The organism is Pseudomonas sp., assembly GCF_048269965.1.
Lineage (GTDB): Bacteria > Pseudomonadota > Gammaproteobacteria > Pseudomonadales > Pseudomonadaceae > Aquipseudomonas.
In genome coordinates, this window is sequence record NZ_JBLWTV010000008.1 from 24,035 (window position 1) to 46,893 (window position 22,859).

The 22,859-nt window shown below is 63.6% G+C and carries 20 protein-coding genes and 1 pseudogene; 7 read left to right on the forward strand and 14 right to left on the reverse strand.

The annotated features are described in order from the left end of the window. Positions 1-186: 186 nt before the first annotated feature. The 3 genes from xthA to ACN0X6_RS11250 all read left to right on the forward strand — a co-directional run bounded on the left by xthA (position 187) and on the right by ACN0X6_RS11250 (position 3,623). Positions 187-999 (forward strand): exodeoxyribonuclease III, encoded by an 813-nt coding sequence (gene xthA / locus ACN0X6_RS11240; protein ID WP_417703963.1) that lies wholly within the window; start codon positions 187-189, stop codon positions 997-999. A gap of 82 nt (positions 1,000-1,081) precedes the next feature. Further along, positions 1,082-2,464 (forward strand): substrate-binding domain-containing protein, encoded by a 1,383-nt coding sequence (locus tag ACN0X6_RS11245; protein ID WP_417703964.1) that lies wholly within the window; start codon positions 1,082-1,084, stop codon positions 2,462-2,464. Between the two features lie 166 nt (positions 2,465-2,630). Beyond that, positions 2,631-3,623, forward strand: coding sequence for a TerC family protein (locus tag ACN0X6_RS11250; RefSeq protein WP_417703966.1), 993 nt, complete (start codon positions 2,631-2,633; stop codon positions 3,621-3,623). Between the two features lie 106 nt (positions 3,624-3,729). Here ACN0X6_RS11250 and ACN0X6_RS11255 read toward each other — a convergent pair whose 3' ends face one another. Beyond that, the gene (locus ACN0X6_RS11255; RefSeq protein WP_417703968.1) at positions 3,730-4,941 is read right to left on the reverse strand and encodes an acyl-CoA dehydrogenase; all 1,212 of its coding nucleotides are present in this window, start codon (positions 4,939-4,941) and stop codon (positions 3,730-3,732) included. Between the two features lie 150 nt (positions 4,942-5,091). Between ACN0X6_RS11255 and ACN0X6_RS11260 the strand changes: the two genes are divergently transcribed. Further along, positions 5,092-6,027, forward strand: a complete 936-nt coding sequence (locus ACN0X6_RS11260; RefSeq protein ID WP_417703970.1) for a LysR family transcriptional regulator — start codon at positions 5,092-5,094, stop codon at positions 6,025-6,027. A gap of 62 nt (positions 6,028-6,089) precedes the next feature. On the opposite strand, the gene ACN0X6_RS11265 is transcribed toward ACN0X6_RS11260, so the two are convergent. Beyond that, positions 6,090-6,524 (reverse strand): DoxX family protein, encoded by a 435-nt coding sequence (locus ACN0X6_RS11265; RefSeq protein ID WP_417703971.1) that lies wholly within the window; start codon positions 6,522-6,524, stop codon positions 6,090-6,092. A 105-nt stretch (positions 6,525-6,629) separates the two neighbouring features. Further along, positions 6,630-8,045, reverse strand: coding sequence for a transglycosylase SLT domain-containing protein (locus tag ACN0X6_RS11270; RefSeq protein ID WP_417703973.1), 1,416 nt, complete (start codon positions 8,043-8,045; stop codon positions 6,630-6,632). 366 nt (positions 8,046-8,411) lie between these two features. On the opposite strand from ACN0X6_RS11270, the gene ACN0X6_RS11275 reads away from it, so the two are divergent. The 3 genes from ACN0X6_RS11275 to ACN0X6_RS11285 all read left to right on the forward strand — a co-directional run bounded on the left by ACN0X6_RS11275 (position 8,412) and on the right by ACN0X6_RS11285 (position 11,543). After that, positions 8,412-9,239 carry a TatD family hydrolase gene (locus ACN0X6_RS11275; RefSeq protein WP_417703974.1) on the forward strand — a complete coding sequence of 276 codons (828 nt, stop codon included), beginning with the start codon at positions 8,412-8,414 and terminating at the stop codon, positions 9,237-9,239. Between the two features lie 369 nt (positions 9,240-9,608). Continuing rightward, on the forward strand, positions 9,609-11,078 hold the full coding sequence (locus ACN0X6_RS11280) for a methyl-accepting chemotaxis protein (protein ID WP_417703976.1): 1,470 nt from the start codon (positions 9,609-9,611) through the stop codon (positions 11,076-11,078). 102 nt (positions 11,079-11,180) lie between these two features. Further along, positions 11,181-11,543, forward strand: coding sequence for an Mpo1-like protein (locus ACN0X6_RS11285; protein ID WP_417703978.1), 363 nt, complete (start codon positions 11,181-11,183; stop codon positions 11,541-11,543). A 1-nt stretch (position 11,544) separates the two neighbouring features. Here ACN0X6_RS11285 and ACN0X6_RS11290 read toward each other — a convergent pair whose 3' ends face one another. From ACN0X6_RS11290 to selD, 11 genes and pseudogenes are all read right to left on the reverse strand, one after another. Then, positions 11,545-12,342: an acyl-CoA thioesterase gene (locus ACN0X6_RS11290; protein WP_417703980.1), complete on the reverse strand. Its 798-nt coding sequence runs from the start codon at positions 12,340-12,342 to the stop codon at positions 11,545-11,547. Positions 12,343-12,448: 106 nt separating this feature from the next. Further along, positions 12,449-13,219: a CHAD domain-containing protein gene (locus ACN0X6_RS11295; protein ID WP_417703981.1), complete on the reverse strand. Its 771-nt coding sequence runs from the start codon at positions 13,217-13,219 to the stop codon at positions 12,449-12,451. Between the two features lie 100 nt (positions 13,220-13,319). Further along, positions 13,320-15,305 (reverse strand): transglutaminase TgpA family protein, encoded by a 1,986-nt coding sequence (locus ACN0X6_RS11300; protein WP_417703983.1) that lies wholly within the window; start codon positions 15,303-15,305, stop codon positions 13,320-13,322. Further along, entirely contained in the window at positions 15,302-16,255 is a 954-nt protein-coding gene (locus ACN0X6_RS11305; RefSeq protein WP_417703985.1) for a DUF58 domain-containing protein, read from the reverse strand. The genes ACN0X6_RS11300 and ACN0X6_RS11305 overlap by 4 nt, the downstream gene beginning before the upstream one ends. Further along, a complete protein-coding gene (locus tag ACN0X6_RS11310; protein WP_160018171.1) occupies positions 16,255-17,172 on the reverse strand; it encodes an AAA family ATPase in 918 nt (305 codons plus the stop codon). The genes ACN0X6_RS11305 and ACN0X6_RS11310 overlap by 1 nt, the downstream gene beginning before the upstream one ends. A gap of 95 nt (positions 17,173-17,267) precedes the next feature. After that, positions 17,268-18,143 carry a methyl-accepting chemotaxis protein gene (locus tag ACN0X6_RS11315; protein WP_417704231.1) on the reverse strand — a complete coding sequence of 292 codons (876 nt, stop codon included), beginning with the start codon at positions 18,141-18,143 and terminating at the stop codon, positions 17,268-17,270. Next, positions 18,126-19,328 (reverse strand): annotated as a pseudogene (locus ACN0X6_RS11320) (HAMP domain-containing protein); the annotation flags it as partial. The gene ACN0X6_RS11315 and the pseudogene ACN0X6_RS11320, both read right to left, overlap by 18 nt. 146 nt (positions 19,329-19,474) lie before the next feature. After that, positions 19,475-20,080 (reverse strand): flavin reductase family protein, encoded by a 606-nt coding sequence (locus ACN0X6_RS11325; protein WP_417703987.1) that lies wholly within the window; start codon positions 20,078-20,080, stop codon positions 19,475-19,477. Continuing rightward, positions 20,080-20,358, reverse strand: coding sequence for a hypothetical protein (locus tag ACN0X6_RS11330; protein WP_192985162.1), 279 nt, complete (start codon positions 20,356-20,358; stop codon positions 20,080-20,082). The genes ACN0X6_RS11325 and ACN0X6_RS11330 overlap by 1 nt, the downstream gene beginning before the upstream one ends. A gap of 358 nt (positions 20,359-20,716) precedes the next feature. Next, positions 20,717-21,817, reverse strand: coding sequence for a tRNA 2-selenouridine(34) synthase MnmH (gene mnmH / locus ACN0X6_RS11335; RefSeq protein WP_417703989.1), 1,101 nt, complete (start codon positions 21,815-21,817; stop codon positions 20,717-20,719). Further along, positions 21,817-22,851, reverse strand: a complete 1,035-nt coding sequence (gene selD / locus ACN0X6_RS11340) for a selenide, water dikinase SelD (RefSeq protein ID WP_417703990.1) — start codon at positions 22,849-22,851, stop codon at positions 21,817-21,819. The genes mnmH and selD overlap by 1 nt, the downstream gene beginning before the upstream one ends. Positions 22,852-22,859 lie beyond the last annotated feature (8 nt).

A 22,859-nucleotide genomic window follows, 5' to 3' on the forward strand; every position in this document is an offset into this window, starting at 1 on the left:
GCGAGCGCCGAGGATCGGCTAGCATCGCCGTTCAATCTGAAAGTCACGCAGCGACGTCCTCCTTGCACCCTTCGCCCTCCGGCAGAAGGTGGCGCGAAGCGCCGGATGAGGGAGGGCATGCTGCGCAGGCGTTCGTCATCCGGGGTGTCTCTCGTGGCATACCCGTCAGCCCAGGACCTGCTGCCCATGAAAATCGTCTCCTTCAATATCAACGGCCTGCGTGCGCGCCCTCATCAATTGCAAGCCTTGATCGAAAAACACCAGCCGGACGTGATCGGCCTGCAGGAAACCAAGGTGGCCGATGAGCAGTTCCCCGAAGCCGAGATCCGCCAGCTCGGCTACCACGTGCATTACCACGGCCAGAAAGGCCACTACGGTGTCGCCCTGCTCTCGCGCCAGGAGCCACTGAGCCTGCACAAGGGTTTTCCCGGCGATGCAGAAGATGCTCAGCGCCGCTTCATCTACGGCACCTTCGCCGATGCCAATGGCAACCCGGTCACCGTCATGAACGGCTATTTTCCGCAGGGCGAAAGCCGTGATCACCCGGTGAAATTCCCGGCCAAGCAGCGCTTCTACGCCGACCTGCAGCAATTGCTGGTGGAGCGCTTCGATCCACAGCAGGCGCTGGTGGTGATGGGCGATATCAACATCAGCCCGGAAGATTGCGACATCGGCATCGGCGAGCCCAATCGCCTGCGCTGGCTGAAAACCGGCAAGTGCAGCTTCCTGCCAGAAGAACGCGAGTGGCTGGCAACCCTCAAGAGCTGGGGCCTGGTGGACAGCTTCCGCCATCTCAACCCCGCCGTGAATGACCGCTTCAGCTGGTTCGACTACCGCAGCCGCGGTTTCGAGGACGAACCCAAGCGCGGCCTGCGCATCGACGTGATTCTCGCCAGCCAGCCGCTACAAGCGCGCCTCAAGGATGCCGGCATCGATTACGACCTGCGCGGTATGGACAAGCCATCGGACCATGCACCGATCTGGCTGGAACTGGCCTGAGACCGCACCCGTAACATGACTGCAATCTGACTGACTTAATCTGCGTGGCACTTTCTCTCACCCACTAGAAGGTGCCTGCCGCATGCCGCGCGCCCTGCCTGCCATCGATCGTGACCTCTGGGGTCGCACCCTGTCCCTGCTGCTGATCGGCTTCATCTGCTACGCCCTGCCCCTTTCCGTGTTCGCCGCCCTGCCCGCTTCCCAGGGTAACCAACCGGTGCTGCGCATCCAGGGCTCCAACACCATTGGTGCCAAGCTCGGCCCGGAGCTGGTCAAGGGGCTGTTCGAAGCCCAAGGCCTGCGCGATATCCGCAGTGAAGACGGCGCCCGGGAAAACGAGCAGCGCATCGTGGCCCGCCAGGCCGATGGTCGCAGCGTGATCGTCGAAGTGGCCGCCCATGGTTCCAGCACCGGCTTCGCCTCGCTGCACAATGGCAGCACCGACCTGGCCGCCTCGTCTCGCCCGATCAAGAACAGCGAGGCCGCCAACCTGGCGAACCTGGGCGATCTGCACAGCCCGCAGAGCGAACAGATCATCGCCATCGACGGCCTGGCGATCATCGTCCACCCCGGCAACCCGATCAGCGCCCTGAGCGTTGATCAGATCGCCCAGTTGTTCTCCGGCGAGATCAGCGACTGGGCCGCCCTTGGCGGCAAGCCTGGCAAGGTGCAGCCGTACGCACGCGACGACAACTCCGGCACCTACGACACTTTCAAGGAGCTGGTCCTGGCGCCTGGCGCACGGGCACTGGCCGCGAACGCCCGGCGCTTCGAGTCCAGCAACCAGCTCTCCGACCTGGTCAGCAGCGACCCTAACGGCATCGGTTTCATCGGCCTGCCCTACATTCGCCAGGCCAAGGCCGTCGCCGTGGCGGCAGGCGAGTCGCATCCGATGCTGCCGACTACCACGCTGATCGCCACCGAGGATTACCCGCTGGCTCGCCGCCTGTTCATCTACAACGATCCGCAACTGGAGAACCCCTGGGCCCGCGCATTGATCGACTTCGCTCACAGCCCTCGCGGCCAGGCGATCGTCGACAACACCGGCTTCATTGCCCAGACCGTCCAGGCGGTAAAGGTCGCCCCGCAAGCGCAGATGCCGGACGACTACCGCCAGCTCGCCGAGCAGGCGCAGCGTCTGTCGGTGAACTTTCGCTTTCAGGAAGGCAGCGCGACCCTGGACAACAAGGCCTATCGGGACCTGCAACGCGTAATGGACTACCTCAAGCAGCACGACAAGCTGAGGAACAAGGTGGCACTGGTCGGCTTCGGCGACCCCAAGAGTGATCCCGAGCGCGCCGAACTGCTCTCCAAGCTGCGGGCGATGGCCGTGCGCCGGGAACTGGCCAAGCAGGGTGTGCTGTTCCGCGAGATCACAGGCCTGGGCAGCGAGCTGCCGGTGGCGGCCAATGATCAGGACAGCGGCCGCATCCGCAATCGCCGCGTCGAGGTCTGGGTCTATTAGAAACGGGCGGTGTCTGCAACAGCTAACCCACGCTTGAGGCTTTCCGGATTAAACGCTAGTCTTCGCACCGCGTGACGCCGGGCCCCTCTGGCGGTGAGTTTCTCACCGTGATGTCGGAGTCACTGAGTGGATTTCTTTCAACTCAGGCAGACATAAGGGAGGGCTCATGGACGCTCTACTTGCCTTTTTGACATCCCCCATCTTCGGTACCCCCGGCTGGTTCTGGCTGGCTTTTCTGGTACTGATCATCGTATTGCTGGTGCTCGACCTCGGCGTGTTGCATCGCGATCAGCATGAAATCGAGATGCGCGAGAGCCTGCTGCTGTATTCGGGCTACTTCAGTGTCGGCGTCGCCTTTGGCGGCTGGATCTGGTGGCAGCTCGGCGGCACCAAGGCGATGGAGTACTACACCGGGTTCCTGGTGGAGCAATCGCTGTCGATGGACAACGTCTTCGTCATGGCGATGATCCTCGGCTACTTCAATATCCCGCGTAAATATCAGCATCGCGTACTGTTCTGGGGCATTCTCGGCGTGATCGTGCTGCGCGCGATCATGATCGGCCTGGGCACGGCTCTGGTGCAGCAGTTCGACTGGATTCTCTACATCTTCGGCGCTTTCCTGCTGTTCAGCGGCATCAAGATGCTGCGCAGTGGTGGTGACGAGGAGTCGCACCCGGACCTGGCGCAGAACCCGGTGATCCGCTTCGTGCGCAAGCACATTCGCGTCACCGACGAGCTGCACGAAGGCAAGTTCCTGGTACGCCTGAAGGACAAGGTCAGCGGTCAGCCGCTGCTGTACGCCACCCCGCTGCTGCTGGCGCTGGTGCTGATCGAGCTGGCCGACCTGGTGTTCGCGGTGGACAGCGTGCCAGCGGTACTGGCCATCTCGCAGGACCCGTTCATCGTCTACACCTCGAACATCTTCGCCATTCTCGGCCTGCGCGCGCTGTACTTCGCCCTGGCCGCACTGATGCACCGCTTCATCTACCTGAAGTACGCCCTGGCGCTGGTGCTGATGTATATCGGCGGCAAGATCTTCCTGCATGACCTGATCAAGGTTCCCGCCCTGCTCTCGCTGGGCGTCACCCTGGGACTGCTGGCAGGCGGGGTGATCCTGTCGCTGCTCAATACCCGCGACCAGAAAGCCCCGGAACACTGAGAAACGGCGTTTCCTGAGTGCGCCTGGAGCCGACCGAGCAGTAAAGTCGATGGCTCATGAACAAAGAGGCCCGCAGATCCGGGCCTCTTTGCTTTCAGCTGCGGGATCAGCGGCTGGGCACGTACTTGCCGATCTCGAACTTGCCGATGGCTGCGCGATGCACCTCGTCCGGGCCATCGGCCAGGCGCAGGGTACGCTGCATGGCGTACCAGTAGGCCAGCGGGAAGTCGTTGGAGACGCCCGCGCCGCCGTGCATCTGGATCGCACGATCGATCACCTTGAGCGCCACGTTGGGCGCCACCACCTTGATCTGGGCAATTTCGCTAGCGGCGATCTTGTTGCCCACGGTATCCATCATGTAAGCCGCGTTCAGGGTCAGCAGACGCGCCTGGTTGATCTCCATGCGCGAATCGGCGATGTGATCGATATTGCCACCCAGGCGCGCCAGCGGCTTGCCGAAGGCGGTGCGCGAAACGGCGCGCTTGCACATCAGCTCCAGGGCGCGCTCGGCCATGCCGATCGAGCGCATGCAGTGGTGGATACGGCCCGGGCCGAGACGACCCTGGGCGATCTCGAAACCACGCCCTTCGCCCAGCAGCACGCTCTCGTAAGGCACGCGCACGTTCTCGAACAGCACTTCGGCATGCCCATGCGGCGCATCGTCGTAACCGAATACCGGCAGCGGACGCAGCACGGTGACGCCCGGCGCATCCATCGGCACCAGAATCATCGAATGCTGCTGGTGACGCGGCGCATCCGGGTTGGTCAGGCCCATGAAGATCATTACCTTGCAGCGCGGGTCGCAGGCACCGGAGGTCCACCATTTGCGACCGTTGATCACCCACTCATCGCCCTCGCGGCGAGCATTGGCCTGCATGTTGGTGGCGTCGCTCGAGGCCACGCCCGGCTCGGTCATGGCAAAGGCGGAACGAATCTCGCCGGACAGCAGCGGCTCCAGCCATTGCTGCTTCTGCGCCTCGTTACCGTAGCGCACCAGCACTTCCATGTTGCCGGTATCCGGCGCGGCGCAGTTGAACGGCTCCGGGCCGATCAGCGAGCGACCCATGATCTCCGCCAGCGGTGCGTATTCGGTGTTGGTCAGGCCAGCGCCGTAGTCGGACTCGGGCAGAAACAGGTTCCACAGGCCTTCGGCTTTGGCCTTGTTCTTCAGCTCCTCCATGATCGCGGTCGGCTGCCAGCGATCACCCTCGGCCACCTGCTGCTCGAATACCGTTTCGGCCGGATAGACGTGCGCTTCCATGAATGCACTGACACGCTCACGCAGCTCTTGAACCTTCGGGGAATAGGCGAAATCCATGGAATTACCTGTTTGCAATAAAGGGTGAGAGGTTGTGGAAATGATGCTAGAACAGCGCTTAAGATTTATCTAACCTATTTTCAGCGTGTATGAACATTCATAACCTATATATGATCGATTGATATCGACGCCCCCTGGAGCACTGCCGGCATGAACCTGACCAAGGTGGATCTGAACCTCTTCATCGTCTTCGACGCCATCTACACCGAGGCCAACCTGACCCGTGCCGGGCAGATCGTCGGCATTACCCAACCTGCGGTTTCCAACGCCCTCGCCCGCCTGCGCGAAACCTTCAACGATCCGCTGTTCGTGCGTACCGCCCAGGGCATGGTGCCGACGCCGATGGCGCAGAACATCATCGGCCCGGTGCGCAACGCCCTGCAGTTGCTGCGCGTTTCCGTGCAGGAAAGCCGAACCTTCAACCCGCAGCAGGCCGGCAAGACCTACCGCATCAGCATGACCGACCTGTCGGAGCAGATCCTCCTGCCGCCGCTGTTCCAGCGCCTGCGTCGCCTGGCGCCGAGCGTGTGCATCGAGAGCTTCCTGGCCAAGCGCCGCGAAACCACCAAGGAACTGGCCGCCGGCCGTCTCGATTTTGCCGTCGACGCGCCACTCAATACCGACCCGCAGGTGCGTCACGTCAAGCTGCTGGATGATCGCTACGTCTGCGCCATGCGCCAGGGGCATCCACTGGCCAAGGAAAAGATCAGCCTCGACGAATACCTGTCGCTGAGTCACATCCATATCTCCAGCCGCCGCAGTGGCCTCGGCTATGTCGATCTGGCCCTGGGCAAGATGGGCATCCAGCGCAAGATTGCCCTGCGCTCGCAGCACTACCTGATGGCCGGTAGCGTGTTGCAGCACACCGACATGGTGATGACCGTGCCGGAGCGCTTCGCCCGCCGCCACAACCTGCATCATGTGGCCCTACCGGTCGGTGATGTACCGGCGCTGGAAACTCACCTGTACTGGCACGAAAGCACCGACCAGGACCCGGCCAACCGCTGGATGCGCGAGCAGATGATCGAGCTGGCACAGCAAGTCGCCGCGCAGGAGAAAAAGGCCGAGCAAGCTGCTACGGCCTGATAGTTCGCGACTGAACGCAAGAAGGCCCGCGTGTGCGGGCCTTCTCGTTGTTGCGGATTGAATCAGCGGGCGAGTTTGCTATCGATCGACAGCTTGCCGGCGCCTTCGAACACCAGCGCTACGCTGATGGCCAGCAGAGCCAGGGCGAACTCGTAACCGTTGTTGCTCATGAAGAAGCCGTTGGCGAAGTGCACGGTGAAGATGGCCACCAGCATGGTCACCGCCAGTACCACCGCAGCCGGACGCACCAGCAGACCGATGATCAGCGCCACGCCGCCGAAGAACTCGGCGCTACCAGCCGCCAACGCCATCAGGTAGCCCGGGGCCAGGCCGATGCTCTCCATCCACTGCGCCACGCCAGCCAGGCCATAACCACCGAACCAGCCAAACAGCTTCTGCGCGCCATGGGCGGCGAAGGTGATGCCGGCGACGATACGCAAAATGGTGATGCCGAAGCTGGCCTGGGTGGCGGTGACGTTCTTGATCAGGTTGTTCATTGCAGCGCTTCCTTCGTGTGTGGGGATTGATGGCGCAGAGAATAGCCAATTTATTCGATCAAAAAACAGCAAAATACCGCTAATAGATATCGAACGAACAAATATTTAGTTGGCCGTCAGACGCCGTCCCTGCGGTTCGAGCAGATAGCGCTCACGGTCATAAGCAAGGTAGTACTTATTCACCGCATTCACATAACTCACCACGCCCATGCCCATCTGCTCCATGGCCACACGTTCGACCTGGAAGAACCACTGATTGGGATTGAGGCCACGCCTGCGTGCCTCGGCGCGCAGGCTCTGCACCCGCTGCGGGCCCATGTTGTAGCCCGCCAGGATGAACGCCATGCGTTCGCGCTCGTTGAGCTGCGGGCTGTTGAAGAAGTTGCGGCGGATCATCGCCAGGTACTTGCTGCTGGCCTGGACATTACCCTCGAGGTTCTGGATGTTGCTCACCCCGACGCTACGCGCCGCCGCCGGGGTGATCTGCATCAGCCCGGTCGCGCCGCTGGCGCCGCGCGCCGACGGGTTCAACGTCGACTCCTTGAATGCCAGCGCAGCCAGCATCAGCCAATCGAAACCCTGCTGCTCGGCATGCTGCTGCAGCACCGGGCGCACCTTCTCCAGGCGCTGTCGTTCAGTGCGCCCCAGTGGCGAATGCACTTTGTACAGGCGGCGATAAACACGCTGAAACGCCACATCCTGGTCGGCCGGGCTCTCATAGCTGCTGAAGAAACGGTCGATGCTGGCACGCAGCATCGGCGCATCGGGGCGCACGAACCATTTCATGTCGCCATCGCGCGCCAGGATCAGATGTTTGTCGACGCGCAGCTTGGGCATCACCTTGGCCCAGCGCTCGGCTATCGGCAGCTCTACCGCCGTACGTTCGAAGATGCCGGCCTGGACCATTTCCAGTACGTCTTCGACCGCCAGGCTGGGGTCTACCCACTCGACCACGATGGGCGGCAGTTTGCGATCGGCCAGTTGCTGGTTGATCAACCGCAGCGCCTCTCCCACCGCACTGCCTGCGGGCAATGAAAGACTGCGCCCGGCCAGTTGTTCGAGGCTGCGGTAATGCCGGTTGCCCTGTTTCGACACCAACACCAATGGCACTTCCCGGCGAATCGCCGTGCTGGCACTGACATCGTGCCCGGTGCGCACATTGAGCAGTTCGCCGGGCGCGACCAGATCGCCCTCGCCGCGCTGCAATGCGCCAAGCAGCTGATCCTTGGCTTTGGGGATGATCTTCAGCCTGAGGCTGCGCCCATCGCGGGCATTGCGGTTGAGGTATTGCTCGAACGCGCGCAGGCGGTGGTACTCGACGCCGATGCTCTGGCCCTTGACCGAGCCCGAGCTGTTGCGACTCTGATTGACCAGCACCCGCAGTTCGCCACTGCTGCGAATCGTCGGCAGGTCGCGAGCACTGCGAGACTGGCTGCCGACCTCAGGCGGGCCGGCCACGCGCGCACTGACCGACAACGGCAGCGCAGCCAGCAGGCACAGGATCAGCAGCAATCGCGACATCGATTCTCCAGGGAAGGTGGTTGGCCGCCGAAGCCTCTTGGGGCACCTCTAAAAACTACCTCGGCTTTGGCTTCCTGCGTCGCTCTACCTCCTGCATCCATGCAGTCGTCGCCTACGTTCTTAGAGGCGCCCCTTGGTGGGCTGCTGTGCGCCGATGCGCGACAGACGGTTACCGACCGTGAACCCGCCAGACACGTTCGCAAGGTCGGCAGGGGCGCGGAGAGTGGCACAGCAGAACGCTGCAGCGCCACCCCACAACCTTGCATCAACCTTAAAAACAGCGAACAACTTATTGTTTTAAATCGACTTCCTGACGAACGGAGACCATCTGCTATTCTGCCCCATTCGCGTTCAACAGGTGGCACCATGCAACTCATCGATATTGCCGTCAATCTCACCCACCCCAGCCTCGCGGTGCAGGCCGAGGCGCTGCTCGAACGCGCCTATGCAGCCGGCGTGTGTCAGTTGGTGCTGACCGGCACCAGTCTGAACGAAAGCGAGGCGAGCCTCGCACTCTGCCGACAGCTGGATAGCAGCGGCCAGCGCCTGTTCAGCACCGCCGGGGTCCATCCGCACGATGCCAGTTCGTGGAACGGCGCCAGCAGCGATGCCCTCAAGGCGCTACTGGCGCAACCGCAAGTGCGCGCCGTGGGTGAATGTGGGCTGGACTTCGATCGTGATTTCTCGCCACGCCCGGCACAGGAAAAAGCCCTGGAAGAACAACTGGCACTTGCCGTCGAGTTGCAGATGCCGGTGTTTCTGCATGAACGCGAAGCCAGCCAGCGCCTGCTGGAGATCCTGCGCAACTATCGCGATCAGTTGCCCGCAGCGGTGGTGCACTGCTTCACTGGTGAGCGCGCTGCACTCTATGCCTACCTCGACCTCGACCTGCATATCGGCATCACCGGATGGGTCTGCGACGAACGTCGCGGTACGCACCTGCATCCGCTGCTCAAGGACATCCCCGGCGAGCGCCTGATGCTGGAGACCGATGCGCCCTTCCTGCTGCCGCGCAGTCTGCGACCCAAGCCCAGGAGCGGGCGGAACGAGCCCGCCTTTATCGGCGAGGTCCTGCGCGAGGTGGCGTTGCACCGCGGGCAAAGCGAAGAAACCCTGGCAGCGCAAACCACAGCCTGTGCCAGGAGGTTCTTCCAGATGCCGGCCATACGGGATGAAGCCACACCAGAGTATTGATTGACGTCAAGACTCTGGTTGCTTTCCACGGCATACTAATGGCACTTAGCCGGCAGTTGAAAAACTACCTACGTTGCCATTGCTGCGTTAAAAACAGGCTCACAGTCGCAGACTGAACGCGCTTTAGCGCGGCCCCGAAGGGGTGAGCGAAGCGAATCAAGTGCTCATTTACAGCACGTAAAGTCGGGCGCGACCCCGGTCGTTTTGACTCGCTGCGTTCGCCCTTCGGGCCAGCCTTCGGCTGTTACTCCCGCTGGTCGTAGCGCCTGTTTTTGCGGGGCCGCCATCGGTATTGCACTGGCTGCCTCGTCTACGTTTTTCAACGGCCTGCTAGCCAATAGTGAACGCAACGAGACGGACAATCACAGCATGGGCGCCTGGATCAGCGATCTTTCTCTCAAGTACAAGTTCTGGGCGGTCAATGCCGTGGCTTTGGTCATCAGCCTGATGCTGGTGCTGTTCGCCCTGCATACCGAGCAGCAGGCACGCAGTGCCGATGCCAGGCAGGCTGCGACCGAGCAGGCCCGCCTGTTCCAGCAGTGGCCGCAGCAGGCGCCATTGCCCGGCTCGAGCAACATCCAGGTGCTGCAAGGCAACGCCAGCCTGGCGGGCGCTCAAGGCGCCCCCGACGCCAGCGGCTGGCAGGCCGTGGAGCATGACGCGCGCCTTGGCGATTCCCCCGTGATCGGTGCCCAGCGCGTCACCCTCAGCGATGGGCGCACCCTGGCGATCATTGCGCGCGCGCCCAGCCTGCTCGACCTGTTCGCCCAGCACGCGCTGACCTATGCCGTCGCAGTCGCCGTGTTGATGCTGTTGCTGCTGGCTGCCTCGCAACTGCTGATCCGCTTTCTCTTGAGCCACCTCAACACCCTCAAGGATGTGATGCTGCAGGCCGAGCGCAGCGGTGACCTGTCCCTGCGCGTGCCACTGAACAGCCGTGACGAGGTCGGCCAGATGGCCGCCGCCTTCAATGCCATGCAAGCCGGCTATCAGCGTGTGGTCGGTACCGTCGGCCAGGTAGCCAGCGAACTGGACAGCAGTACCCGCGACATGGCCCAGCGCATGGGATCCGTACGCCAGGGCATGCTCAGCCAGCAGAGCGAAACCGATCAGGCCGCTACCGCGATCAACGAGATGTCGGCGACCGTTCAGCATATTGCCGATCACGCCGGCACCACCCGCGACCAGTCGCTCACTGCCGATCAGCTGGCCCGCGCCGGCCAGCAGGTGGTCGAACGGGTCGAGCAATCCATCGCGGCCCTGTCGCAAGGCGTGCGCCAGAGCGCTGCCAGCATCGAGCGCCTGGCTGAAGACAGCCAGCACATCAGCCGCGTGGTCGGCGTGATTCATGGAATTGCCGAGCAGACCAACCTGCTCGCCCTCAACGCCGCCATCGAGGCCGCTCGCGCCGGCGAAATGGGTCGCGGCTTCGCCGTGGTCGCCGACGAAGTGCGCAACCTGGCCAAACGCGTGCAGGACTCCACCGACGAAATCACCCAGATGATCGGCAACCTGCAGGGCGGCACCCGCGACGCGGTGGAGTTCATGCGCGAAAGCTCGGAGAACGCCAACCACTGCGTACAACTGGCGCAAGAAGCCGGCGAATCGCTGGCGGCGATCACCGCTGCCGTGGCACTGATGCGCGACAGCAATACGCAGATCGCCGTGGCCGCCACGCAGCAGAGCCAGGTGGCCGAAGAGATGAGCCGCTCGGTGGTGGGCATCCGTGACGTCACTGAACGGACCGTCGGGCAAACCCTCGAGTCGGCCGCCACCAGTCAGCAACTCGCTCAGTTGGCAGGCGAGCTGAACAAGGCCATCCGCCAGTTGCGCCTATAACGGCGCCGTTTAGACATAAGCCTATCTGCGCCATAGCCAGGAGCAATTCGCTCTGTATGGGCGGCGCTCCTAGACTCGCTTCATCGAGTCGAGGAGCGTGCCATGAGCAAACGTCACCCCAACCTGCTGGCCTGGCAATGGCGCCATTACGCCAGCCAGCATCGGCATCCCACCAATCTGCTGCTGCACCTGATCGCCGTGCCGCTCTTTCTGCTGTCGCTGATACTGCTGCTGATCGGCCTGTGGCATCTGCGGTTCGTGCCGTTGGCACTGGGCAGCATCGGCCTGATCGCCGCCCTGGCGCTGCAAGCTCACGGCCACAGACTGGAACAACAACCCGCTGAGCCCTTCGCCAGCAAGGGCGATGCGGTGAAGCGCCTACTGCTGGAGCAGTGCGTGACGTTCCCGCGCTTTCTTTTCAGCGGCGCGTGGTGGCGCGCCTGGCGCCAACACCGGCGCCACTGAATCAGGCAAAGACGGTCACGGTCTGCCGGCTCAAGGCGATCAGCTCGCCTGCAGGTGTCCACATCGCCGCCGCCACATGCCCGTAACCGTCGCGGGCATGTTCGATGTCCGCGCGATACAGGCACCAGTCTTCACTGTTGAGGGTGTGTAGCGGCTGGACGAACTCGATGGTCCAGGTCAGCGAGCTGCCCGGCGCAGGGCTTTTCAGATACGGCAATACCGCTGGCGGCCAGGCATCGACCAGTGCCAGCACATGCGCCTCGCTGAGCGCCTGTGGCTCGCGCTCACCGCGCAAGCGCACCCAGCCGCCCATCTGCCGCGAGGGCGTGTTGCTGAAGGGCATGCCGCCAATCCCCCAACGCATGGCCAGAAAGCGGGTGAACTCTGGCGTGACATTGCGCACGTAGTGCAACTCCTGGCACTGCTCGACCGGCGTGATCTGCGGCGCGGCAAGCGCCTCCACGGCAATCGCCGAAGAACGCGACGCGCCAAAGCTGCCCTGCACAACGGTCACCACCTGGCCATCCTGAACTGCACGCAGGGACATCTGGCTGACCGCCTTGCCCTCGCGCAGCACCTCGGCCAGGAAACTGACAGGAACATCCGGCGCCACTGGTCCGACGAAGGTGATGGCCAGCGAGCGCACCGGCCGCCCCTGCGGCACCTTGGCGCGCATGGCCTCGAACGCCAGCGCCGCCACCAGGCCGCCGAAACTGGCGCGGCCCTGCCCCCATTCAGCCGGAATCACCACGGCATCGGGATCGCGGCGCACCGCTTCGAGCATTTCGGAAAAGATCATACGCACCTCGGCATTCATCGATGGCGACGATCTTAGGGGATGCTGGCAACTGAACGATAGCCTGCAAGGGTGCCTATTCGGTCATATTTGCGGCGAAAATGTCGCCTTATTCCACATTGGGAAAATCGCCATACAGCGCCAACAGGGCTCCATCGGCACGTTGCTCGGCGGCCTGCTGAGCCTGCAGCCAGATTGCCCGGCAAGGGCTCAGCGACACCTGCGCATCGGCCTGCGCCAGCCATTGCAGGTGGTCATGCCAGTCGCCCAAGGCGCTTTGCGCTCGTTTGAGCCTGAGCTGCGCCGCCTTGCTCAGGCGACTTTGTGCCGGATAGGTTTCAGCGGCGTAACGCACACGCTTGATCAGCAGGCGCAGGCGATGGCGGTCATGCGCCGGATCGCGCAACGCGCGGGCCAGCTGTCGCTGCTGGCGTCGCAAACGACGCCGGATGCGCTTGTCAACGTCATTCAATTGGCCTTGCCTGGCTGCTTCACGCCAATTCGCCGGCCAGCCGTCGAGCAACAGCATCAGGTCGGCCAACTCACGGCTGCTGGCAATGGCAGCGTAACCTGCGGCGCGCTGCGCCTCATCGGCAGGCGCCAGATGCACCAGGCCCAGACGCGCCAGCTCGGCCACCAACACCTCACGGTCACGCAGCGGTCCGCTGAGGCGCCCCAGCACTGCGGCGCCCTGCTCCAGTGCATCCACAGCCGGCAGACCGCGCAGCGGACGCAACAGGCTGCGCAATTGCCGCAGGGCAATGCGCAGGTCGTGCAATGCCTCGGTGTCGGTGCAGTCGGCCAGTCGCGCCTGACAGGCATATATCCGCACCTGCAGAGCCAGGACACGCTCCAAACAATGTTCGATGAAATCGCTCATGCTCGCTCCTCTCAAACGGCGATGCGCCCAGGCCGATAGCCCTCTCACGTACTCACACAAGTGGCCCAAAGGCCGTTGAAAAACCACCTGCCAACGGTCGCTAACGCGACAGACGCCAGGGCAATGCGCTGCGCAACTCACTCAAGGCCTGCCGCAGAGCGTCACGCGAACCGGGCTCGCCGGCATAGCGCTGCTGCTCGAAGCAACGGGCAAATGTCTCGATCTGCGCCGCCTGCTCAGGCAACTGCCGCGCCGCGCGCAACGCAAAGGAGCGTGCGCCCTCACCCGCTTCTAGGCGCACGTCATGGCGCGCCAGCAGCCGCTCGAACCGGCGAAAAGCCTGGCGTTGCGGATCAGGTCGTTGCTGCCAGGGCTTGAGCAAGCACAGCGCCAGCAGGCCAATCAGAAGGCTTCCAGTGCCCACCAGAGCGAGCGCCAGACGCTGCCAGTCGAAGCTGCCGAACCAGTTCTGCAGCAGTTTCAGCTGCTGCTCGCCCTGGTAACCCAGCACCCAGCGCTGCCAGCCGTAATTGAGGTTCTCCCAGCTCATGCGCAGCTGATTGAGCCAGGCCAGCTCACGGTAGCGCAGCGGCGAGAAGGGCTGGTCATCGAGAAAGCCATCCTCCTCGGTCAGGGCCTCTTCCAGACCTTGTTCGATACGTTCCGGCGCGACCTGAAAGGTCGGATCGACGCTGCGCCAGCCTTGCCCCGGCTGCCAGTACTCGACCCAGGCATGGGCGTCGAACTGGCGTACCTGGACGTAGTTGCCACTGGGATTGAGCTCGCCGCCCTGATAACCGGCGACCACCCGCGCGGGAATACCTGCGGCCCGCAGCACGAAGGTCATGGCGCCGGCATAGTGCGCGCAGAAACCGCGCCGGGTGTTGAACAGGAAGTCGTCGATGCTGTCGCTACCCAGAGGCTGCGGGCGCAGGGTGTAGACGTACGGTTCACGGTTGAAATGCTGCAGCACTGCCGCCACCAGCGCGTCGCTCTGTGGATACTGCGCCTTCAGTTCAGCCGCCCAGGCGCGACTGCGCGGGTCGCCCTGCTGAGGCAATTGCAACGCCTGACGAATACCTGGCGGTTCGGCCTGCGCCTGCCGCGCGGCCTCTGGCCAGGAGCGCACCTGGTACAGCAGTGGCCGATCTACCGGTCTTAGCCGTTGCCAACGGAAGTCGTTCATCATCCGCCCGCTGTCCTGCGCCATCTCGCCGACATCCAGGGCGTACAGCCAGCGCTTGCCGCTGGGCTGCATGATGATGCTGTAGTCGAGCGGCGCGCCGGCCTTGCTCCACTGCGGAGCGACGGGCACATCAGCGTAGCCGGACTGCGACCAGCGCCTGCCATCGAAGCGCTCCAGCGTCAGAGCACGCCAGTACAGTTGCCCTCTTGGCGGCACTTCACTCTCGAAACTGGCGCGAAAGGCCAGTGCCGAGGAACGACTGAGCTCGGCGATATCAGCCGGCTCCATGCTGTCCGACAGCCCGGTGACGCCCTTGTCGCTGGGCAGTGGCAGCGACCACAGCGGCCCCATGCGCGGAAAGAACACGAACAGCACAAGCATCAGCGGCACCGCTTGCAGGACCAGGCCACCAGCCAGGCGCAGAGGCGGCCAGGGGCGCTCAGCAAAACCACTGTGCTGCAGGCCGACCAGCGCGGTCAGCAACGCCGTGACCGGCAGCAGGCTGTAGAGCGCGGCCAGAATGCCGTCCTCGAACAGATACGCGGTCACCACGCAGAAGAAACCCAGGAAGATCAGCACCAGCGCATCACGCCGCGTGCGCATCTCCAGCAGCTTGAGGGTGAAGGTAGCGATCAGCAGCACCGACGCTGCATCCAGCCCCACCAGGGTGCCGCGCGAAAGCAGGATGCCCGCCAGCACCAGCAGCACCAGGCCACCCTTGGCCCAGCCATTGGGATAGCGTGCACGCATGCGAAAGATCTGCACGCGCCAGCCGGCAGCGCCCAGCCATAGCGCGATCATCCACAGCGGCAGATGCACCAGATGCGGCACGATCACCAGCACCTGGGCGACCAGCAACCAGGTCAGGGCAATTCTCGGGATACCCGGCAGGCTGCTCATGCGCGCGCTCCGAACAACGCCAACGCGCGCAGGCAGGCATCGCGATGACCTTCACCATAATCCGGGGCGATCACCTGCCCGGGCAATTGCAGGCCGAACGCCTGTTGCCGCTCGGTGAACTGCAGCACCCAATGGCAGAGCAGCGACAGACGCATTTCGCTGTCGCCCCCCAGGCTGTCGAAGTCCAGCCACAGATCGCGGCCGCTGAGCATGGCGAAATCCTTGACCAGCAGGCCCTGGCCACGTGAATAGGCCTTCCAGTCCAGACGCCGTTTCGAGTCGCCTGGCTGATACTCGCGCAGGCCCTGGAAATCATCGGCGCCCTGGCCGCGGGCACGCATGCCCTCTTCCTCCTCGTCGCCCAGGCCCGCCGACAACGGCAACGCCCCCTCCAGCGGCCGCGGGTAGACCAGCACCGCCTGATCCAGATCGACCCAGCTCCAGGCCACCAGCAAGCCCAGCGGGAAACGACTCTCCACCCGTAGGCGCTCGGGCCGTAGCCAGCCACGCCGCACGGCTGGCTGGCTCAGTTCCACTTCGGTCTGCCCCTGGCGCGGCACGTCGCGCACCACCAGATCAGAGGGTGGCCAGCCCAGCGCCACGGCCTGGCGCTCACGCTCGGGGCTCTCCAGGCGTACGCGAAAACGCGCATGTTCGCCGACGAACACCGCACCACCACCACCGGCCTTGAGCACCAGCCCGGCCAGGTTGCGGTAGGTATGCAAGATGGTGACGACGAACACCGATACCAACAGGAAGGTCAGGCCGTAGGCCAGGCTGTTCTGGTAATTGATGCCCACCAGCAGCATCAGCAGCAGGGCCACGGCAAAGACCGCCCCTACCCGGCTGGGCAGAATGAAAATGCGCCGCTGATTCAGGCGCACGCTGGCCGCTGGCGGAATACGCCTGGCCAGCCAGCGCCGCCAGAGCGGCTTCAGCGCTGCACGCATCAGAGCGCCGGCACTTCGCGCAGCAGCCATTGCACCAGACTGCCGCCACCGTGACCGGTGGGGTCGGCGCGCTCGCGCAGGCGATGCCCCACCACCGACGGCAGCACTGCTTGCACGTCTTCGGGAATGACGTAATCACGCTCGGCCAGCAAGGCCCAGGCCCGTGCAGCAGCCAGCAACGCCAGACTGGCGCGCGGCGACAAGCCCCAGGCGAACTGCGGCTGGCTGCGCGTCGCCTCGACCAGGCGCAGCACATAGTCGATCAGCGCATCGCTGGCACGCACCTTGGGCACTTGCGCCTGCAGGCGGGCCAGTTCGGCATGGTCGAGAATGGATTCCATGCGCGGCAACAGATCGCGTCGGGCATCGCCCAGCAACAACGCCCGTTCCGCAGCTTGCGCCGGATAGCCCAGCGACAGGCGCATGAGAAAACGATCGAGCTGGGATTCGGGCAAGGCGAAGGTGCCGCCACTGCTGACCGGGTTCTGCGTGGCGATGACGAAGAATGGCTCGGGCAGCGGCCGGGTCGCGCCCTCGATGGTCACCTGCCCCTCTTCCATGGCCTCGAGCAGCGCGCTCTGACTCTTCGGCGTGGCACGGTTGATTTCATCGGCCAACACCAGCTCGGCGAAAATCGGCCCCGGATGAAAGACGAACTGCCCGCTGTCCTTGTCGAACACCGAGGTGCCAAGAATGTCGCCCGGCAGCAGATCAGAGGTGAACTGGATGCGCTGGAAGCTCAGCCCCAGCACACGTGCCAGGGCATGGCTGAGGGTGGTCTTGCCCATGCCCGGCAGGTCTTCGATCAACAGGTGACCACGCGCCAGCAGGCAGGTCAGCGCGAGGCGCACCTGCGCCTCTTTGCCCAGCAAGACCTGATTGACCGAGTCGAGACAGGTGTCCAGTTTGGTTCGCATCGTTCGCTCCTTATGCAGAACGCCGATGCTACTGGGGCGCCGGGGCGTGGCATAGCGCTATGCAAAGTTTGCTCACGAAACTGTGAGGGCAGACGCTATGTCAGGCGAAAGTGCCCTGCCATACCCTGCAGCTCACGCCCCAGCTCAGCCAGCTGGATACTCGAGGCAGCGGTTTCGTCCATGGCCGTGGCTGACTGATCGGCGATATCGCGGATCGAGGTGACGCTGCGGTTGATTTCCTCGGCCACGGCGGTTTGCTGCTCGGCTGCCGCAGCGATCTGCTGGTTCATCTCCGAGATAAGGCCCACCGCCTCGGCAATGGCCGCCAAGGCGCCTTCGGTCTGGTTGGCGTCGCCAACCGTCAGGTTCACCAGGCTGGCGCTCTGCTCCATGTCGGTCACGGCGCGGCGGCTGCCTTCACGCAAGGCCGCGATCAGCGACTCGATTTCCGCCGTGGATTGCTGAGTGCGCTTTGCCAGTGCCCGTACCTCATCGGCGACCACCGCGAATCCACGCCCCTGCTCTCCCGCGCGCGCCGCTTCGATGGCCGCGTTGAGCGCCAGCAGGTTGGTTTGCTCGGCAACGCTCTTGATCACGTCGAGTACGGCATCGATGCGCTGAGTGTCCTGACTCAGGCGCTGAATGCTCTCGGTAGTGGCGTCCATGGCGCGCGCCAGTTGCTCGATACGCTGCAGGGTCTGGCGCACCACCTGACTGCCCGCACCGACACGCTGGTCAGCGCGCTCGGTGGAAGCCGCTGCGGCCTCGGCATTGCGCGCCACCTCGTGCACCGTGGCCGTCATCTGGCTCATGGCGGTGGCGACCTGATCGGTCTCCAGCTTCTGCCCATTGACGCCCTGGCGCGTCTGCTCGGCGGTTGTCGAAAGGCTCTGGGCGGAGCTGGATATCTGCGCCACACCGCCCTGCAGGCGGCCAACCATATCTCTCAGGTTGGCGGACATGCCGTGCATGGCAGCCAGCAGTTGACCGATTTCATCGCGCCGATCCTGTTCGATGTGCACGCTGAGGTCACCACTGGCGATGGATTCGGCGAGGCCGATCACCCGTTTGAGCGGACGCACGATGGCCAGACTGATCATGATCGCCGCGCCAAGACCGAACAGCAGCGCCAGGGCCGCTGCCACGATGATCAGACCGCTGCTGGCCTGGCGCTCGGCGCGCATGACCTGACGTTGCGTGTCCAGCGCCAGCTCGACTTGCTGCAGCAGTTGCTCGACCTGGGCGACCAGTTGGCCGTAAACCTGTTTCTGTTGCTGCAACTGGGTGGCGTATTCCTTCAGGCGCTCGTTGAAGGAGTCGACGTTGACCACCACCTCGCCGAGCACCGCAGCATAACCGGGGTCGTCCAGCGCATCGCGCAACTCGGCAGCCATGGCTTGCGCCTCACCGGCCTGGGCAATCTCCGCCTGCTCACTGCTATCGCTGCGCCGGCTGGCCTCCAGGCGCTGGCGAGCCTGATCCAGCGCCTGCAGCAGCAACTGATGAATCTTGCCGACCTTGCCAGCCTGCAGAACCGAATCGCCGCCCTGCTCGCCCTGGGTACTCTTGAGCAGGTCGACGCCGTCTTCCGCCAGCCCTTCCTGCAGCAGGTCCAGACTGTTGGCCGCGCTGACCACCAGCCAGTCGGCGGCCTGCAGAGACAGCTGCATGTTGTCGGTGAGTTCAACGTAGCGGGCAAAGGCGCTGCGGTAGTCGGCCAGCGCAGGCTCGACCTGCGCCAGAATCGCGGCCGTGTCGCTGTCGAGCTCACCTTGCAGTGCCTGCCCGGTCTGCAAAATGCTCTCAGCCTGTTCGGCCAGGCGCTCGGCGTGCTGACCGTCGCCACTCAGCGCGAACGTCTGCTCGCTCTGGCGCATGCGCAGCACCTGCTCGCCGAGCGCACTCATGCGCTGCTGCAGCTCGGCGCCAGCACTCACTTCACGCAAGGCCAGCAAACCGGTAACAGCCACCAGAGCGGTCAGCATCAATACCAGAGCAAAACCCGTCATCAACTTGCTGGTCGTGCTCAGACTGGCCAGCCGCTTGCTCAATGAGCCCCCCATGACATCCCCCTGCCTACTGCAGCCAGCCCTAACAGGCTGTTGAAAAACCACCTCGGCTTTGGCTTCCTGCGTCGCTCTACCTCCTGCATCCATGCAGTCGTGCGTTGGCAATACTGCCTCGCCTACGTTTTTCAACGGCCTGACAATTCTGGAACATAAGAGCGCAACGCTACTGGCGACAAGCCAGCAGGCAGCAAGATGACCGGGAGAGTTAACTGGACGTCGTTTTCAGAACGGGTTCAGGGCCGCTGCATCTGGAAAAGATCCCGTGTGCGGCAATAGGCGCTGCCACCGAGGCGACCCACCAGGTCGAGTTTGAGCGGGTCGATGCGCCCCTGCTGGTTGAGCACTGCGTCATCGATATGCGCCAGCAACACTTCGGCGAAGATCAGATGGCAGTTGGGTCGTTGCGCCGGATAGGGCTGGATTTGCGCCACACGGCATTCGAAGGTCACCGGTGCGCCGACGACACGCGGCACGTCGATGCGCTCGCACGGCTGGCTGGCGATGCCACAGTGGGCGAACTCGCTGACTTCATGAGGCAGGATCGCGGCGCTGGCGTTCATCGCCTCGGCCTGTGCGAAGCTGACCAGTTGAATCGCCAGTTCGCCGCTGGCCTGGGCATTGCGCAGGCTGTCCTTGAGGCTGCCATCGTCGCGGGTGTTGACGTTGACCAGCAAGGTCGGCGGGTTGTCACTGATCACCTGAAAGAAGCTGAACGGCGCCAGGTTCGCCACGCCGTCGGCGGAACGGGTGGAGACCCAGGCGATGGGCCGTGGGGTGACACTGGAAGCCAGCCAGCGATAAGCCTCGAGCGGGCTCAGATCGGAAAAGTCGAGCTGCATCAACGCCCCGCTCGCGATTCGCGGATGTAGAAGCGCGCACGCTCGGCCTTGCTGGTGCAGCCTTCATAGGCTTCGAACTGCTGCTGAGTCTTGGCAGCGGTGAGCAGCGAAAGTGCCTTGGAATAGCTCACGGTACCGGCGAAGCCTTCGGCCTCGGCGATGCTCAGCTCTTTCCATGCGGCATCCAGTTGATTGGCACAGGTATCACGGTAGACGGTCTTGCCGGCGCAGCCGGTGAGCACCACCGCAAGCAGCGGCAAACAGATCCAGTGTTTCATCGACCACACTCCTCGAACGGATATGACTACGTGTAGCAGGTTGTTGAAAACGTAGGCGAGGCAGCCAGCGCAATACCGATGGCGGCCCCGCAAAAACAGGCGCTACGACCAGCGGGAGTATCAGCCGAAGGCTGGCCCGAAGGGCGAACGCAGCGAGTCAAAACGACCGGGGTCGCGCCCGACTTTACGTGCTGTAAATGAGCACTTGATTCGCTTCGCTCCCCCCTCGGGGCCGCGCTAAAGCGCGTTCAGTCTGCGACTGTGAGCCTGTTTTTAACGCAGCATTGGCAACGCAGGTAGTTTTCAACGCCCCGCTAGGCCCAGTGTATGACGCTACGGCAGAAGGAAAGTGCCCGCCTCACCCGCCGTTTCGCTTACGCAGGTATTGCACCACAGCCTGCTGCTCCCCGGCGAACTCAATTCGCCCGGATTTGCTCTCGCGCTGGAACACGTACATGGGATCGTAGTACTCGACCAGCAAGGCTTCGATCCAGCCGCGATGGGTATCCACCTGGCCATCGACCTGCTGCTCCTGCAGCGCCTGCTCCATGATAGTTGCCAGGCGCTGATAGCGCTCGCCACCCAGGCGACGGGTGATATTGGCCAGGCTCTCGCGCAAGCGTGCGGCGAACGCGGTGAAGCCCTCCTCGGCCCCCTGGGCTGCAACGAACTCGGCACACAACTCGACCACGTAGGCCTGCAGAATACGCTCCACGCGATTGGCCAGGCTGTCCTCCAACCACACCAGAGGATGATGCTGCATCGCCTGATACAGCGGCAATGGCAATGAACAGCGGCCGATCAGACGCGACTCGTCTTCCAGCACGAACTGCTGCAGCCCCGCGGCACGGCGCTTGAGCAGATCGATGGCCAGGGCATTCTCGAAATCGATCTGCTCGGGCTGGCCAGTGGCGCGCTTGCCGAAGCTGGAGCCTCGGTGATTGGCGTGCGCTTCCAGGTCCAGGCTGTTGCTCAACTGGCTGATCACCTCGGTCTTGCCGGTGCCGGTCATCCCGCCCACCAGCACGAAATCGCACGCTTGCACGGCCTCCTCGGTGGTCTGCAGCAGGAAGGTGCGCATGGCCTTGTAGCCACCGACCACGCGCGGGTAGTCGATGCCCGCCTCGCTTTTCAGCCATTGCTGGACGATCTGCGAACGCAGGCCACCGCGAAAGCAGTACAGGTAACCGTCAGGATTGGCCTTGGCAAAGGCGGCCCAGGCCTCGATACGCTCGGCCTTGGTATGGCCGCTGACCAGTTGATGGCCCAGTTCGATGGCCGCCTGCTGACCTTGCTGCTTGTAGCAAGTGCCGACCTTCTGTCGCTCGAGATCGGTCATCAGCGGAAGATTGATCACGCCGGGGAAGGCGCCTTTATGGAACTCGACCGGTGCACGGGTATCCATCATCGCCCGGTCATGCAGGAACAGATCGCGGTAGTCGGTGCAGTTGTCGCGCATCAGAGCACCTCGACCGCGTAACGCTGTCGCTCGACCATCTCACCGATGGGCGCCAGATTCAGCCCCAATTCGGCGGCCACGGCGAGGAACTCGGCCTCACCTTCCGGTGCCACGGCAATCAGCAGGCCACCGCTGGTCTGAGGATCACACAGCAGCAGCTTGGCCAGCTCGGGCAGCGGCGCGATCTTGTCAGCGTAACTGTCGAAATTGCGCAAGGTGCCACCCGGTATGCAGCCTTGTTCAAGATAGTGCTCGACACTCTGCAGACGCGGCACCCTGGCGAACTCGACGCGAGCACTCAGGCCGCTGCCATCGGCCATTTCCACCAGGTGGCCAAGCAGGCCGAAGCCGGTGACGTCGGTCATCGCGCGCACGCCGGCAAGCTTGCCGAAGCGGCTGCCCGGCTTGTTCAGGGTGCACATCCAGTCACGCGCCAGACCGATGTCCGTATCACGCAGCTTGGCCTTCTTCTCTGCCGTGGTGAGGATGCCGATGCCAAGGGGCTTGGTCAGGTACAGCTGGCAACCCGCCGTGGCGGTGTCGTTGCGCTTCATGTTGGTTTTGGCCACCAGACCGGTCACGGCCAGGCCGAAAATCGGCTCCGGCGCATCGATCGAGTGACCGCCCGCCAGCGGGATACCGGCTTCATCGCACACGGTGCGGCCACCGCGAATCACCTCTCGGGCAATTTCTGGGGCCAGCACGTTGACCGGCCAGCCAAGGATGGCGATGGCCATCAACGGATCACCGCCCATGGCGTAGATGTCGCTGATGGCGTTGGTCGCGGCGATACGCCCGAAATCGTAAGGGTCGTCGACGATCGGCATGAAGAAGTCGGTGGTGGAGACCACGCCGCGCTCTTCATCGATGGCATACACCGCTGCGTCATCGCGCGAGGCGTTGCCGACCCAGAGTCTGGGGTCGAGATTCTGCGCGCCGCTGCCGGCGAGAATCACCTCGAGCACCTTCGGCGAAATCTTGCAGCCGCAGCCGGCGCCGTGGCTGTACTGGGTCAAACGAATGGGGTCGCTCATGGTTTTTC

Excerpts from the sequence above, each read along its gene's own strand:
- xthA (WP_417703963.1), top strand. The coding sequence starts at position 187 with ATGAAAATCGTCTCCTTCAATATCAACGGCCTGCGTGCGCGCCCTCAT.
- ACN0X6_RS11245 (WP_417703964.1), top strand. The coding sequence starts at position 1,082 with ATGCCGCGCGCCCTGCCTGCCATCGATCGTGACCTCTGGGGTCGCACC.
- ACN0X6_RS11250 (WP_417703966.1), top strand. The coding sequence starts at position 2,631 with ATGGACGCTCTACTTGCCTTTTTGACATCCCCCATCTTCGGTACCCCC.
- ACN0X6_RS11255 (WP_417703968.1), bottom strand. The coding sequence starts at position 4,941 with ATGGATTTCGCCTATTCCCCGAAGGTTCAAGAGCTGCGTGAGCGTGTC.
- ACN0X6_RS11260 (WP_417703970.1), top strand. The coding sequence starts at position 5,092 with ATGAACCTGACCAAGGTGGATCTGAACCTCTTCATCGTCTTCGACGCC.
- ACN0X6_RS11265 (WP_417703971.1), bottom strand. The coding sequence starts at position 6,524 with ATGAACAACCTGATCAAGAACGTCACCGCCACCCAGGCCAGCTTCGGC.
- ACN0X6_RS11270 (WP_417703973.1), bottom strand. The coding sequence starts at position 8,045 with ATGTCGCGATTGCTGCTGATCCTGTGCCTGCTGGCTGCGCTGCCGTTG.
- ACN0X6_RS11275 (WP_417703974.1), top strand. The coding sequence starts at position 8,412 with ATGCAACTCATCGATATTGCCGTCAATCTCACCCACCCCAGCCTCGCG.
- ACN0X6_RS11280 (WP_417703976.1), top strand. The coding sequence starts at position 9,609 with ATGGGCGCCTGGATCAGCGATCTTTCTCTCAAGTACAAGTTCTGGGCG.
- ACN0X6_RS11285 (WP_417703978.1), top strand. The coding sequence starts at position 11,181 with ATGAGCAAACGTCACCCCAACCTGCTGGCCTGGCAATGGCGCCATTAC.
- ACN0X6_RS11290 (WP_417703980.1), bottom strand. The coding sequence starts at position 12,342 with ATGATCTTTTCCGAAATGCTCGAAGCGGTGCGCCGCGATCCCGATGCC.
- ACN0X6_RS11295 (WP_417703981.1), bottom strand. The coding sequence starts at position 13,219 with ATGAGCGATTTCATCGAACATTGTTTGGAGCGTGTCCTGGCTCTGCAG.
- ACN0X6_RS11300 (WP_417703983.1), bottom strand. The coding sequence starts at position 15,305 with ATGAGCAGCCTGCCGGGTATCCCGAGAATTGCCCTGACCTGGTTGCTG.
- ACN0X6_RS11305 (WP_417703985.1), bottom strand. The coding sequence starts at position 16,255 with ATGCGTGCAGCGCTGAAGCCGCTCTGGCGGCGCTGGCTGGCCAGGCGT.
- ACN0X6_RS11310 (WP_160018171.1), bottom strand. The coding sequence starts at position 17,172 with ATGCGAACCAAACTGGACACCTGTCTCGACTCGGTCAATCAGGTCTTG.
- ACN0X6_RS11315 (WP_417704231.1), bottom strand. The coding sequence starts at position 18,143 with ATGCACGGCATGTCCGCCAACCTGAGAGATATGGTTGGCCGCCTGCAG.
- ACN0X6_RS11325 (WP_417703987.1), bottom strand. The coding sequence starts at position 20,080 with ATGCAGCTCGACTTTTCCGATCTGAGCCCGCTCGAGGCTTATCGCTGG.
- ACN0X6_RS11330 (WP_192985162.1), bottom strand. The coding sequence starts at position 20,358 with ATGAAACACTGGATCTGTTTGCCGCTGCTTGCGGTGGTGCTCACCGGC.
- mnmH (WP_417703989.1), bottom strand. The coding sequence starts at position 21,817 with ATGCGCGACAACTGCACCGACTACCGCGATCTGTTCCTGCATGACCGG.
- selD (WP_417703990.1), bottom strand. The coding sequence starts at position 22,851 with ATGAGCGACCCCATTCGTTTGACCCAGTACAGCCACGGCGCCGGCTGC.